Below are 13774 nucleotides of genomic sequence, written 5' to 3' on the forward strand. Positions count from 1 at the left end.
CCACCCGGGTGGCCGGACTTGCCTCACGCTTCCATACGTCGTACGGTACTAATTCCATACGACGTATGTTTCCGTGCGGTGCCACGGCATCGACCTGCGCAGCACGCCCTTGCCCTTCCCTTCTCCGCACAAAGGAGCAAGACATGACCACACACTCCGCGAACGACCTTCGCCCCATCCGGTCCCCGCGCGGGATCCCCCTGCTCGGCAACACGCCGCAGATCCCCAACACCAACCCGTTCGAGTACTTCGCCGAACTGTCCAAGCAGTTCCCCGAGGGCATCTACGGCATGGACATCGCCGGCATCGAGCAGGTCTTCGTCTATGACCCGGACCTGGTGGCCGAGGTCAGCGACGAGACGAGGTTCTTCAAGCAGATCGACAAGACGCCGCTGGCCCATGTCCGGGACTACTTGAACGCGGGCCTGTTCACCGCGCACCAGCACGAAGAGGAATGGGGCAGGGCGCACCGGATCCTGCTGCCGGCCTTCAGCCAGCGTGCCATGAAGGGTTACTACGGGCAGATGCTGGAGATCGCCCAGAACCTGGCGGGCAAGTGGGAGCGCCGGGAGGGGAAGCGGGTCAAGATCACCGACGACTACACCCGGCTGACGCTGGACACGATCGCCCTGTCGGGGTTCGGCTACCGGTTCGACTCCTTCGACAAGGAGGAGCTGCACCCCTTCCTCAACGCGCTGCTGGAGACGCTGATCGAGTCGCTGCGGCGCTCGCAGGAGCTGCCGATGATGACCAAGCTCCGCAAGGCGGACGACAAGAAGTACCGCGCGAACATCCAGCTGATGCAGGATCTGGTCGAGAGCGTGATCAAGGAGCGCCGCGAGGGGAAGGGCACCGGTGAGGAGGACCTGCTGGGCCTGATGCTGGAGGCCACCGACCCGGACACCGGCAAGGCGCTGACCGACGACAACGTCCGCGACCAGGTGCTGACGTTCCTGATCGCCGGCCACGAGACCACCAGCGGCCTGCTGGCGTTCGCCACCTACTCGCTGATGCGCAACCCGCACGTCCTGGCCCAGGCCTACGCCGAAGTGGACCGGCTGATGCCCGGTGACACGGTCCCGGACTACGACACGATCATGAAGCTGGACGTCATCCCACGCATCCTGGAGGAGACCCTGCGGCTGTGGGCCCCCATCCCTTTGATCGGCAAGGCGCCGCATGAGGACACCGTCATCGGCGGCCGCTACGAGCTGAAGAAGGGCACGCGGGTCAACATCCTCGAACAACCGCTGCACACCAACCCCAAGGCATGGGCCCGTCCCGACGAGTTCGACATCGACCGGTGGCTTCCGGAGAACCGCGCCAAGCAACACCCGCACGCCTACAAGCCGTTCGGCAACGGTGTGCGTGCCTGCATCGGCCGGCAGTTCGCGCTGACCGAGGCCCGCCTGGTCCTTGCGCTGGTGCTGCAGAAGTTCAAGTTCGCCGACACGGCCGACTACAAGATGGACGTCAAGGAGGCGCTGACCCGCAAGCCCGGCAACTTCGAGCTGGTCGTCCGCCGCCGTCAGGAACACGAGCGCACCGTGTTCGGCGCCGCGGACGTGCAGACGGGCGACACGCAGGCGCAGGCCGCGGTGAGCGGCGTCGGTGTGAACCTGACCGTCGCCTACGGCTCCAGTCTCGGCTCGTGCGAGGACCTGGCGCGCACCATCGCCGACCGCGGTGAGCGCTCCGGCTTCGGCACCACCCTCATCAGCCTGGACGAGCTGGGCGACAACCTGCCCTCCGAGGGCCTGCTCGCCGTCGTCGCCGCCAGCTACAACGGCAAGGCTCCCGACAACGCCCAGCGCTTCGACGACCTGCTCGCCGCCGGACTGCCCGAGGGCTCGCTGTCGAACGTGCGGTTCGCGCTGCTGGGTGCCGGCAACACCCAGTGGGTGGCCACCTTCCAGGCATTCCCCAAGCGGATCGAGGAGGGCCTGCTGGCCGCCGGCGCCACCCCGGTCATCGAGCGTGGTATCGCGGACGCCGCCGGTGACTTCGACGGCATGGCCACGCGGTGGATGGACACCCTGTGGGCCACCCTTGCCGAGGAGTACGCCGCCGACACCTCCGAGGCGAGCGGCCCCCGCTACGAGGTCCAGCTGCTCACCGAGTCCGACGTGCGCCCCGCCATCGTCTCCGAGCAGGCGTACCCGCTCACGGTGGTGGCCAACGATGAGCTCGTGGCCGACGCGACCGGACTGTGGGACTTCAGCATCGAGCCGCCGCGCCCGTCCGCGAGGTCCATCACCTTCGAGCTGCCCGACGGCGTCACCTACGACACCGGCAACCACCTGGCCGTCTTCGCCAAGAACGAACTCGCCCTGGTGGAGCGCGCACTGAGGCGGCTCGGCGTCGACTACGACCAGGTGCTCCGGCTTGCCCAGCCGGCCGGTGGCCGCACCCACCTGCCGGTCGGCACCCCCGTCACCGCCGGCATCCTGCTCACCGAGTTCCTGGAGCTGCAGGACGTGGCCACCCGCTCCCAGATCCAGACCCTCGCCGAGCACACCCAGTGCCCGTGGACCCGGCCGCAGCTCCAGGCGTACACCGCCGACACCCAGGAGGCCGAGGAGCGCTACCAGAGGGAAATCCTCGGCAAGCGCATCTCCGTCCTGGGCCTGCTGGAGCGCTTCCCCGCGGTCGAGCTGCCGCTGGCGGTTTTCCTGGAGATGATGGGCCCCATCCGCCCGCGCTTCTACTCCATCTCCTCCGCCCCGTCGGCCAACCCGCGCCATGTGCGCCTGACCGTCGGCCTGCTGGAGGGGCCGGCCCTGTCCGGCGACGGCCAGTACCGCGGCACCTGCTCCTCCTACATCGCGGCCCTCGAACCCGGGGACGCCGTCTACGGCTACGTCCGCGTGCCCTCCCCGACATTCGCCCCACCGACCGACCCGACCACACCGCTGATCCTGATCGGCCCCGGCACCGGCATCGCACCGCTGCGCGGCTTCCTGGAAGAGCGGGCGACACAGCACGCCGACGGCACGCGGATCGGCCTGTCCCAGGTCTTCGTCGGCTGCCGCCACCCGGAGCACGACTACTTCTACAAGCAGGAGATGCAGGACTGGGAGCAGGCCGGCATCGCGCAGATCCACACCGCCTACTCCGCGGTGACCGGCCACCCGGCCCGGTTCGTGCAGAACGCCATCGCGAACGCCGCCGACACGGTCTGGCAGGCCATCCAGGACGGCGCCTACATCTACGTCTGCGGCGACGGCCGCCGCATGGCACCAGCCGTCCGCGAGGCCCTCGCCGCCATCCACCGCCAGAAGACCGGCAGCGACGACGAGACCGCCCAGCAGTGGCTCGCCCAGCTCGAGGCCGACGAGCGCTACCAGCAGGACGTCTTCGCCTGACCGTCGCACGCCGTCAAGGCGTGCGACCCCCAGCCGCCGGGAGGCGTGCGGACCTCCTGCCTCCCCGCACGCCCTCCCGGCCACCACAAGCCAGTCAGACACCCCATGGCACCCATGGCACCCATGGCCCGAACCACCGGGCGGTGCCGCTCACAGAAAGCAGATCCTCATGGACACCATGCTCGCCGGACGCTTCCACCTGGACAGCAAGAAGTTCGCCGTGGAAGAGGTCCCCATCCCCGTGCCGGGTCCGGGAGAGGTCCTCATCGAGGTGAAGGCCGCGGGCGTCTGCCTCTCCGACGTCCACCTGATCGACGGCTCCCTCGTCCCGCTGTTCGCCACCTCCGACACGATCACCGTCGGCCACGAGGTCTCCGGTGTCATCCACACGCTCGGCCCCGACCTCAAGCGCGGCCTGACCGTCGGCACCCGCGTCACCCTGGAAGCCGGCAAGACCTGCGGCACGTGCGCCGGCTGCGTGCGCCGCCGCCCCTGCACCCAGATGCTGACCGCCGGCATCGACTACGACGGCGGCTGGGCCGAGTACGTGGTCGTCCGCGAGGACACCCTCATACCCATCCCCGACAGCCTCCCCTTCGACCAGGCCGCGATCATCCCCGACGCGGTCTCCACCCCCTACGCCGCCGTCGTCGCCACCGCGGGCGTCCGTCCCGCCCAGTCCGTCGGGGTGTGGGGCGTGGGCGGCGTCGGCGCGCACAACGTGCGCCTCGCCCGCCTGGTCGGCGCCGCCCCGATCATCGCCGTCGACCCGCTGCCCAGCGCCCGCGAACGCGCGTTGGCCTTCGGCGCGGACCACGCCCTGGATCCGGCCGCGCCCGACTTCGCCGACCAGGTCCGCGCGGCCACCGGCGGACGCGGCCTGGACTTCGCCTTCGACTGCGCCGGCGTCCCCGCCGTCCGCGACCAGGCCGCCTCCGTCCTCGGCCTGGGCGGCTCCCTGATCCTGGTCGGTATCACCCCCAGGCCGCTCACCATCACCGAGGGCCTGACCTTCAACTACCTGCAGAAGCAGGTACGCGGCCACTACGGCGGCTTCCCCGAGTCCGTCTCCGAGCTGGTGCAGCTGACCGCGGCCGGACGCCTCGACCTGGCCCCCTCCATCACCGACCACATCCCGCTCATCGAGGCCGCCGACGCCGTCCACCGACTGGAGAACAAGATCGGCGACCCGATCCGCCTCATCCTCGTCCCCTGACGCCAGTCAGCAGGACAACAAGCCACCCTGGGCAGGGGTGAGTGGGCGCCGGTGCGTGAGGGAGCACCGGCGCACACGGTTTTCCGGCAACCGTGGAGAGACAGAAAACATGCAGACGACCGACACCCCGGGCCGTACTCCGCAGCGCAAGGATGCCCACTCCAACCGCCGACGCATCCTCGCCACCGCCCGGCGGAAACTGCGGGAGGACCCGGACGCGAGTCTCGACAGCATCTCGCAGGCGGCCGGTGTCGCCCGGCGCACCCTCTACGGACACTTCCCCAGCCGACATGCGCTGATCACCGACCTTGCGCGGGAAGCAGCCGATGAACTCCGGCAGGCGTTCGGCGCAGCCCGTACCGCGGATGCCGACCCGATCGAGGCGATGACGCGGATGGTGCTGGCGGCATGGACGGTGGGCGACCACTACCGCATGCTCATCGCCTTGGGACGGCGCTGTCCGAGAGAGGACGGGATCCGCACCACCCTGGCACCGGCCCGCGCGGAAGCCGTCGCAACCCTACGGCGCGGTCAGCGCGAAGGCGTCTTCGCGGACCACCTTCCAGCACCCGTCCTCGCCCAAGCACTGGAGGCACTGATGCTGGCCCTCGCAGAGGAGAATGCCGCTTGCCCGTGGGCGGACCCTACTGGTGAGGCCGCGGCAACCGCGTTCCTCGTCGCCGCCGGCGTGGCACCGCAGTCGGCGGCCCGGCGGGTGCAGGACGTTGCCAGGCAGGGTCGGGCAGCGGGCCTCGGGTGGCCTCGCGGGCATCGTCCGGGAGACCCCGAGCATGCGCAGGACCATCTCGGCCGGGCATGAGGCGCCCTGGCCGCCGCCGAGGTCGGGGCCTGCCGGCGCAGTCCTGTTAGCGATCCCGAGCCGGCGCTGGCAGACTGAAATCGTGTTTGGGCCGATGGCCGCTGCCAACCAGAACGCGTCCTCAGCGCTCACCGGCGCCGGTGTCGTGTCGACATGTGCGTTGCTCTTCACCGTCGCGTCGTTTTGGTGGCTCAACGCGAGACAGGGGCGCCTGAAGGCGTGGGAGCCTCATGCCTTCGCAGCGATCGTCCACTCGTCCACGGCCCGCCTGCGACTTCCGCTCGTCCTTCACAACACGGGCCCCAAGCCGATCATCGTGCAGGACCTCATCTTGAGCTTCCCCGACGAGACCGCCTCACATCTGCCTCTCCTGTGGGTGTCCTCGCCGTCTCGTCTCCAGCCGGGGCCGGATGAGGAAGCGAAGCTACCGGCCGGCTTCGTCGTGGCCGGCCGAGAGGCGCAACAAGTCTTCCTCGAGTTCGAGGCACCCTTTTCCGGACTGCTTCCCGAAGCTCGAGACTACAAGGCGCAGATCCATGTGAGGGTCGGCCACCGCAGGGGGTGGCGTCCACTCCTGACGTTCACCTTGCGGGCCGCCAATATCATCGATCCCCGCCGCTACACCGTGTACAGCAATGCGCCGAGTGAATTGACGAAGCAAGACCGCAAGAGAGCGGACGCTGCGCTACTGGAACTGCTGGACGAGCATGATCACACCTCCGCCGCCGACGAGAGGAGTCAGCGGGACTCCCCAGATGATCATGGCGACCCCGGCACGGGGCGAAGAGGCTAGCGGCCACCACCCGCATTCTGGCCCCAGGCCCGCCCGCACCATTGCCTTCGAGCAGTTCGCCGGACCTCAGGGTCATACCGGACGACCATTGCGCGAACCGGGCGACGGGACCAACGTTCGGTTTTGGTTCATGCCGCGTCAGGGGACCTGGTGGGCTATGGGTGACTACAGCGACACCATTACCGTGCATGTGCCCTCTGACCGGCTCTTCCTCTACCTCTCCGACGTCCAGCACCTGCCCTCCTACATGCCGCGGCTGACCTCGGCACAGCCTCATGACGGTGACAAGGTGACCGTCACTGCGCACATCGACCCTCCGGAGGCACCGGAGCGTGACGTCACCAGCGAGGCATGGCTGCGCGTGCTGGAGGAGGAGCAGCAGGCCGCCGACCTCGAACGGGAACGTCTGGACGTCGTAGGCGGTGATGCCGAAGGCGCCGCCGAGTCCGATCGGAAGGTGGCTCGCCTCGGGCGTCAGGGGGGTGATGCGAGTTCCGTGCAGGAGCAGCGGCGGTGGGTGGCCGCAGTTGATGAGGTGAACGACCGGCTGGTGGTCGGGGATGTCGAGCAGGATCGCGGTGGCGAAGTCCTCGTCGGTGTCCTGCTCCGACTGTGACCGCCACTGGCTGGTGTCCCAGCGGAACGCGGCGTCCAGGTGGACGGCGAGGCGAGGGAGGGTGGCCTGCCGATGGGCGGCCGCGCGGAAGGCGCCGAGCAGCAGGGCGGCGTTGCTGATCGAGGCCAGGCCGTTGCCACGCACATCACCGACGAGGAGCCGAGTGCTGAGGTGGTCGGTCCGTGAGGCCGCGTACAGGTCTCCGCCCAGATCGGCCTCTTCCTCGGCGGGGATGTACAGGCTGGCGATCCGCAGCGGCCCGGTGTGGGCGGGCAACGGCTGCAGCAGCACACTCTGCGCTGCCTCCGCGACGGACCGCACCCGGTGCAGCTGGCGTTCACGCCGGTCCCGTAGCACGCAGATGGTGACGCAGACGACCGAGACGACGACCAAGGCGGTGATCTGCGCCTGGATGTTGGCGGTGAGCAGGCCCTCTCTCAGCAACCCGATCAGCACCTGGGCCGCCACAGCGAGCACTCCCATCAGCGCCGTCACGCGGGCGCCGGCGAAAGCCACCGTGATCGCGGGCGCCGCCACCAGCAGTGGCCCGAGGTGAATGTGCGGCGGAGCCAGCACGTCCACCACACACACCGCGACGATCAGCCCCAGAGGGACGACCATCAGCGCGGGCGCGTGACCCGGCCGCCAGGAAGACCGAGAGTCCCGCGGCGATCGCGAAGCCATACCCCAAGCCTTCCACCCGCCTCTCCATGCGGGAACGCGCCGCTCCGGAGCCGCGCCGACGTCGACGCGTGCGCCGGGCCTTGGCCGTCTGCGGTGCCCCTGAGTGCGGCCGGCAGCTCGCGGAAGGGCGGCGGTGGGAAGACGGTGAGCCATTCGGCGTTCACAGCGGTGACCCCGGGCAGAGGCACTGCCGTCGGCCGAGCCACTTCCTCACCTGTGATGTCCGCCGTGGCTGTCGTCGAGGACGAAGAGTGGCTTGGTGCCGTGTGCGGGTGCCTCGGCGAGCGAGACAGCTTCGGTGAAGCGCTCGAGCGGGAACGGCCGGCCTTGCGGAATGGTCAGCACCTCGTCGGTGACGAGATCGCGTACCTGGGACAGCGCGTGCAGCGCGACGTCGGGTGAGGCGGTGCCGAACCAGCGGTTCAGCCAGAAGCCCCGGACCACTTTGGTCTCGTAGATCACCGAGCGCGCCTTGAGCGGGATCGCCAGCGCCGCCGGGTCTGTCTGCCGATGGGTGGAGAGGGCACCGTAGACCACCACTTCTCCTCCCGGGGCCAGGGCCTGGGACACCAGGGCGCCCACGGGGCCCGCGACACAGTCGAGGGCCTTGCGCACGCCGGCCGGTCCCGCTGTCTCGGCCACCCGTTGCAGGAGGTCCTCGTCCTCGGTACAGATGACCTCGTCACCGCCGAACGTCTTGATCTCCGCGACGGCATCGCGTCGCCGCACGACATTGAGGGTGCGGATGCCGAGATGCCTGCACAGCTGGATGACCAGGCGGCCGACGGTGGAGCCCGCCGCCGTCTGCAGCAACCATTCGCCGGGCTCACAGTCGAGTTCGCGTGTCACTAGGAGCAGTGCGGTCAGCGGGTTGACGGCGAGCTGGCAGGCGCTGAAGTCGCTCAGAGGGGCGGGGACCGGCAGGAGCTTGTGCGTGTCCGCCACGAGGTACTCCTGCCAGGTGCCGACCGGAGGGGGGCCGGGTACCGCCGGGATCGCGGCGACCACCACCCGCTCGCCGACCTCCGGTCCCTCGGTGTCCGGCCCCAGCGCCGCGACGCGGCCCATGCATTCCATGTGGCCGCCGACAGCGGGGAAGTCGAGGGAAAAACCGTAACGGCCCCGCAGCACGTGCAGATCACTGGCGTGGATCGGAGTCGCCGTCACACGGATCAACGCCTGACCGGCCTCCGGTGTGGGGACGGGTCGGGATTCCAGCCGCAGGACATCGGCGGGCTCACCGGCCTTCACGGCCACGAGTGCGCGCATGGAAGGAGACATGGGTGGCCTTTCGTCTCGCGGCGCCCGAGAGCTCGGCCGGCGCTCCGGACAGCATCGACCTGCCTGCTCGGGAGCCGTGGTCCCGGCCTGTTCGCCGCGGCGATTCCGAATGCGGATGTGGAGCGTCTTTTCACGCTACGCCCAGTCCCGGGAAGATTCCCGACGGCAGCACACCATGGCGGGGCCGTGGTACCGGCGGGAGGCCGGCTCGCGGTAGAACTCCATCCGTCGCTCACCGACGTGGGCGTCCGCGATCCCCCCGGCATTGCGTCGCACCCGCTCCCGCTCGTGCCAGTCGCGTTGCCCGCTTGGCGCCCGGCTCGCTCCGGGCCGGTGCTCGCCAGTTCTCTGGGGGTCTGAGCCGTTGCTGGGGCTGGGTTCTCGTGACAATGCAAGCGATGCGCTGTCGACGAGCATGACGCGCATGAGCCCCCAGAAGCTCACCATCGCGGTCGAGACCCTGGCGGAGAACCTGCCCCAGACCGAGTCCTGGCTCGCCCAAGGGCCGAATGAGCCGGTCAGCCCCGAGGAGCTCAGCCAGGCCATGGGCGAGGCGGAGCTCGCCGAACTCGCCGACACGCTTGGGCAGGACAAGGACACCTTCGTGGCCGAGCTCAGCCGGACGCTTCCCGCGTTCATCGACTCCATCTCCATTGACGGACAGGTCGATGAGACCCTCGCTGCTGCCGCCCTGGCAGACCAAGCCTGACCAAGGTCACCTCTGCTCACAGGGAGGAGAGCCGCTCGGCTCGGACGTGGTCGCCGAGCGGCCGCGGGTTGAAGTCCTGCTGCTTGATGCCCTCCGCGTCGCGTTGCTGGACGCCACAGAGGAACTCAAGCATCACCTGCTCGGGCAGGCCGCGCAGGCTCACGGCCCCCTGCTCGGCGACTGCCGGAGTGATCCGTTTCCTGGCGACGGACCTGGTCCTAGTCCTGTGGCTCCGTCCGGGCGGCCTCCGTGCTGGGCCGTCCTGCCGGGCGGCGGCCGCGTGGCTGCTGTGGTTCGGGCAGCACGGGGGCGGGCGGCACCGGGCGGTCCACCGGTTCGCCGGCGGTCACGGTCACCGGTTCACCGTGGTGCAGAACTTCCAGCGGGTCGCCGTCGACCAGTCTGTAGCGTGCCCGGGTCTGATCGATGTCCACCTTAAGTCTGCGTCCGAGCACCGCCACCGTGAACTCCACCCTGGACAGGGCCTCGGGCAGGCGTGGCGCGAACCCCAACAAATCCGCCCTCCCGTCCTTGAGGTGTCTTTGCAGACCCCCGAAGCCGGCGACCAGGGCGATCCACGTCCCGGCGAGCGAGGCGATGTGCAGTCCGTCACGGGTGTTGTGCTCCAGGTCGTCCAGGTCCATCAGCGCGGCCTCGCCGAGGTAGGCGTAGGCGAGCCGCAGATGACCCGTCTGCGCGGCGAGCACCGCCTGGCAAGCCGCCGAGAGGGAGGAGTCGCGGACGGTCAGTGCCTCGTAGTAGGCGAAGTTGCGTTCCTTCTCCTGGTCGGTGAACGCATAAGGGCACTCCATCATCGCCAGCACCAGGTCGGCCTGCTTGATCACTTGCTTGCGGTACAGGTCGAAGTAGGGGTAGTGCAGCATCAGCGGGTAGTTCTCCGGCGGGGTCGCGTCGAAGTCCCAGCGCTGGAAGTGCGTGAACCCGGCCGACTGTTCGTGCACGCCGAGGCTCTCGTTGTACGGCATCGCCATGCGGGCCGCGGCGTCCCGCCAACCGGCGGCCTCCTCGTCGTCGACCCCCAGTTCCTCCGCGCGTTCCTGATGACGCGTGACCACGTCCGCGGCGGCACGCAGGTTCTGGCGAGCCATCAGATTGGTGTAGAGGTTGTCCCGGGCGATGGCGCTGTACTCGTCGGGGCCGGTGACCCCGTCGATGTGGAACACACCCTGCGCGTCGTGGTGGCCCAGGGAGCGCCACAACCGGGCGGTGTCCACCAGGAGGTCGAGTCCCTCGTTGCGCTCGAACTCCTCGTCGCCGGTCATCGAGACATAGCGCACCGCGGCCATGGCGATGTCGGCATTGATGTGGAAGGCGGCGGTGCCGGCAGGCCAGTAGGCGGAGCACTCGGCGCCGTCGATCGTCCGCCACGGGAACACCGCCCCGGACAGTCCCAACTGGCGGGCGCGCTCCCGGGCCGCCGGGAGCGTCCGGTGCCGCCATCTCAGCGGTGAGGGGACGGTCTCCGGCGCGGTGAAGGTCAGCACCGGCAGGACGTAGGACTCGGTGTCCCAGAAGCAGTGTCCGTCGTACCCGGTCCCGGTCAGTCCCTTGGCGGGGATCGCCCGGTTCTCCCCGCGGGCGGCGGCCTGGAGCACGTGGAAGAGGGCGAACCGCACCGCCTGCTGGATCTGCGCGTCGCCGTCGACCTTGACGTCCGCGCCCGCCCAGAACCGGTCCAGGTAGTCACGTTGGGCCGCGACCAGACCGTCCCAGCCGGTGCTGACCGCGGCGGCCACCGCGCCGTCCACCTGGTCGTGCACCGCCGGCAGCGACCGCTCCCCCGACCAGCCGTAGGCCACGAACTTGACCAAGCGCAGCGGTCGTCCGGGCACCAGGTCCGCGGTCACCGTCAGACGGCTGACGTCGGGCTCGCACTGCGCGGTCCAACGGGTGCTCTCCGGTCCCTCGACGAGGTGGTCGGCCGCCGCTCCCACCCGCAGCGCGCTGCGGCCGGTGCGGTGCACGAGCCGCAACCGGGTGTCCTGCGCGAAGGACTCCTCGGCCACCAGTGGGGACTCGGTCGCCGCGGCGACGCGCGGATCGCCCTCGATGCGGGGCAGCTGCTCGTTGGCGACCAGCTCGGACTGCACGGCGACCGTGGTCGGTCCGTCGAGCGGCTCGACCTCGTACACGATCGCGGCCACCGCCCGCTGGGTGAAGGAGACGAGCCGCTGCGAGGAAATCCGGACCGTACGGCCGCCGGGCGAGACCCATCGCGCGGTCCGGCTGAGGATGCCCGATCGGAAGTCCAGGTACCGCTCGTGCGCCAACACTTGCCCGTATCGCAGGTCGCACGGGTGGTCGTCGACCAGCAGTCGGATGATCTTCCCGTCGGTGACGTTGATCATCGTCTGGCCGGACTCGGGATATCCGTAGCCCGCTTCGGCGTACGGCAGCGGGTGCCGCTCGTGGACGCCGCTGAGGTACGCACCGGGCAGTCCGTGCGGTTCACCCTCGTCGAGGTTCCCGCGCCACCCGATGTGCCCGTTGGACAGGGCGAACACCGATTCGCTCTGGGCGAGGACGTCCAGGTTCAGCTCGGTCTCGCGCAGGCACCACGGCTCGACCGTGAAGCTGGGATGGGTGATCACCGCGACTCCATGAGTGCGGCCAGGTCGCGGACGACCACATCCGCGCCGTGCGCCCGCAGCTGCTCCGCCTGGCCGACCCGGTCGACCCCCACGACGAAACCGAACCGTCCCGCCCGCCCCGCTTCGACACCGGCGAGCGCGTCCTCGAACACCGCGGCCGCGTCCTCCTTCACCGCCAGTCCGCGCGCCGCCTCGAGATAGGTGTCCGGCGCGGGCTTGCCACGCAGCCTGCGCTCGTGCGCCACCACTCCGTCGATCCGCTCGTCGAACAGTTCCTCGATGCCGGCCGCCACCAGGACGTCCCGGCAGTTCGCGCTGGAGGACACCACCGCGGTGCGCAGCCCGGCTTCGCGCACCGCCTGCACGAAGCGGACGGAGCCCTCGTAGGGCTCCACCCCCTCCTCCCGGATCCGGCGCAGCACCAAGTTGTTCTTCCGGGTGCCGAGCCCGTTCACGGTCTCCGCCTCGGGCGGGTCGTCCGGAGCGCCCTCGGGGAGCCGCACGCCTCGTGCGGCGAGGAAGGTACGCACGCCGTCCTCACGGGGCCGGCCGTCCACGTACTCGTCGTAGTCCTGGACGGCGTCGAAGGGCACGAACGCCGCCCCCTCGCGTGCCGCTTGCTCGCGGAGATAGTCGTCGAACGTCTCCTTCCAGGCAGCCGCGTGCACCTTCGCGGTCTGGGTGAGCACCCCGTCGAGATCGAACAGGCAGGCACGGACGTGAGCAGGTAGCCCCAGCATGCCGCCGAGGCTAGGAGCCGTCCGCGGCCTACGGGGCGGAGACACTCTCGCGGACGCGGGAAGGCACCCGCTCGGTCCACGCGGTGGTCTCCACCCGGGGGTGGAGATGCGGGCTGCTCGTCCATCGGCCCGTGGCGGGTGGTGCCTCCTACCGCCTGCGGAGCAGTGTGGGGGCATGGACTCTCTCCGGTCGTTACTGCCGACGAGCGACCATCGCGAAGGGAATCCGACCACCTCCAGGCGAAGGTCGACATCGTCGGGATGAACACCCTGGTTCCGCGTCGCACCCCGTCGGCAAGGTCGGCGGCTGCCCGGAAGGTCCTCGCACGGTGGAGATACGGGGCCACCTCGACATCGCCTTGGGCGAGGTTGCTACCCGAAGAATTCAGCGCAGGCCAGGTGGCCCTGGCGGACGCACTGGCACGTGTCCCGGGCAGAGGACCGACTGCTGGAGTTGACCGTGCCTACTGGGGTGGCAGTCCGGTGACGGCGCCGCCCGGGTCGTCGGCCAGGGCGATGCGGGCGGTGATGCGCTTGCCGACCGGCTCACGCTGCGCCTCGAAGCCCTGCGCGACCGCCATCACGATCTCCAAGCCGTGCTGGCCCACCCGGCCCGCGTCCGCGGCCCGGGCGACCGGCAGCACCGGATCGGAGTCCCACACCACGACCTCCACCAGATCCCCGGCGATCTTCAAATCCAGCAACACCGGACCGGGAGCGTACTTGCGGGCATTGGTGACCAGCTCACTGACGACCAGCTGGGTCAGATCCATCGCCCGCTGAGAGACCGGCAGACCGTGCGCGGACTGCACCCGGGCAAGGAAATCAGCCGCCAGATGACGGGCCTGGGCGATCACCGAGCCGTCCCCGTCCAGGGCCACCGTGGTCTGGATCAACCGCTCGCCCGGCGTGGTGCCGTCCTCCCCCACGGGCACTGG

11 protein-coding genes and 1 pseudogene are annotated in these 13774 nt (G+C 69.7%); 6 read left to right on the forward strand and 6 right to left on the reverse strand.

Annotation, left to right across the window (positions count from 1 at the left end; all coding sequences use genetic code 11):
* The first annotated feature begins 143 nt into the window (after nucleotides 1-143).
* The 4 genes from V7E45_RS02955 to V7E45_RS02970 all read left to right on the forward strand — a co-directional run bounded on the left by V7E45_RS02955 (nucleotide 144) and on the right by V7E45_RS02970 (nucleotide 6194).
* On the forward strand, nucleotides 144-3365 hold the full coding sequence (locus V7E45_RS02955; protein ID WP_333772463.1) for a bifunctional cytochrome P450/NADPH--P450 reductase: 3222 nt from the start codon (nucleotides 144-146) through the stop codon (nucleotides 3363-3365).
* 169 nt (nucleotides 3366-3534) lie between these two features.
* Nucleotides 3535-4581: a zinc-binding dehydrogenase gene (locus V7E45_RS02960; protein WP_333772464.1), complete on the forward strand. Its 1047-nt coding sequence runs from the start codon at nucleotides 3535-3537 to the stop codon at nucleotides 4579-4581.
* 109 nt (nucleotides 4582-4690) lie between these two features.
* A complete protein-coding gene (locus V7E45_RS02965) occupies nucleotides 4691-5401 on the forward strand; it encodes a TetR/AcrR family transcriptional regulator (RefSeq protein WP_333772465.1) in 711 nt (236 codons plus the stop codon).
* Nucleotides 5373-6194: a hypothetical protein gene (locus V7E45_RS02970; RefSeq protein ID WP_333772472.1), complete on the forward strand. Its 822-nt coding sequence runs from the start codon at nucleotides 5373-5375 to the stop codon at nucleotides 6192-6194. The genes V7E45_RS02965 and V7E45_RS02970 overlap by 29 nt, the downstream gene beginning before the upstream one ends.
* A gap of 430 nt (nucleotides 6195-6624) precedes the next feature.
* Here V7E45_RS02970 and V7E45_RS02975 read toward each other — a convergent pair.
* Nucleotides 6625-7266 (reverse strand): annotated as a pseudogene (locus tag V7E45_RS02975) (PP2C family protein-serine/threonine phosphatase); the annotation flags it as partial.
* Here V7E45_RS02975 and V7E45_RS02980 point away from each other — a divergent pair.
* Nucleotides 7175-7366: a hypothetical protein gene (locus tag V7E45_RS02980; protein ID WP_333772473.1), complete on the forward strand. Its 192-nt coding sequence runs from the start codon at nucleotides 7175-7177 to the stop codon at nucleotides 7364-7366. The pseudogene V7E45_RS02975 and the gene V7E45_RS02980 overlap by 92 nt on opposite strands.
* A gap of 338 nt (nucleotides 7367-7704) precedes the next feature.
* Here V7E45_RS02980 and V7E45_RS02985 read toward each other — a convergent pair whose 3' ends face one another.
* Nucleotides 7705-8763, reverse strand: a complete 1059-nt coding sequence (locus V7E45_RS02985; RefSeq protein WP_333772466.1) for a zinc-dependent alcohol dehydrogenase family protein — start codon at nucleotides 8761-8763, stop codon at nucleotides 7705-7707.
* 436 nt (nucleotides 8764-9199) lie between these two features.
* On the opposite strand from V7E45_RS02985, the gene V7E45_RS02990 reads away from it, so the two are divergent.
* The gene (locus tag V7E45_RS02990; RefSeq protein ID WP_333772467.1) at nucleotides 9200-9484 is read left to right on the forward strand and encodes a YidB family protein; all 285 of its coding nucleotides are present in this window, start codon (nucleotides 9200-9202) and stop codon (nucleotides 9482-9484) included.
* 16 nt (nucleotides 9485-9500) lie between these two features.
* On the opposite strand, the gene V7E45_RS02995 is transcribed toward V7E45_RS02990, so the two are convergent.
* From V7E45_RS02995 to V7E45_RS03010, 4 genes are all read right to left on the reverse strand, one after another.
* The gene (locus V7E45_RS02995; protein ID WP_333772468.1) at nucleotides 9501-9647 is read right to left on the reverse strand and encodes a hypothetical protein; all 147 of its coding nucleotides are present in this window, start codon (nucleotides 9645-9647) and stop codon (nucleotides 9501-9503) included.
* A gap of 55 nt (nucleotides 9648-9702) precedes the next feature.
* On the reverse strand, nucleotides 9703-12096 hold the full coding sequence (locus tag V7E45_RS03000) for a glycoside hydrolase family 65 protein (RefSeq protein WP_333772469.1): 2394 nt from the start codon (nucleotides 12094-12096) through the stop codon (nucleotides 9703-9705).
* Nucleotides 12093-12836, reverse strand: a complete 744-nt coding sequence (locus V7E45_RS03005; protein ID WP_333772470.1) for an HAD family hydrolase — start codon at nucleotides 12834-12836, stop codon at nucleotides 12093-12095. The genes V7E45_RS03000 and V7E45_RS03005 overlap by 4 nt, the downstream gene beginning before the upstream one ends.
* 464 nt (nucleotides 12837-13300) lie before the next feature.
* Nucleotides 13301-13765 (reverse strand): ATP-binding protein, encoded by a 465-nt coding sequence (locus V7E45_RS03010; RefSeq protein WP_333772471.1) that lies wholly within the window; start codon nucleotides 13763-13765, stop codon nucleotides 13301-13303.
* Nucleotides 13766-13774: the final 9 nt, after the last annotated feature.

Source organism: Streptomyces sp. IBSBF 3136, assembly GCF_036815105.1.
In the GTDB taxonomy this organism is placed as follows: domain Bacteria; phylum Actinomycetota; class Actinomycetes; order Streptomycetales; family Streptomycetaceae; genus Streptomyces.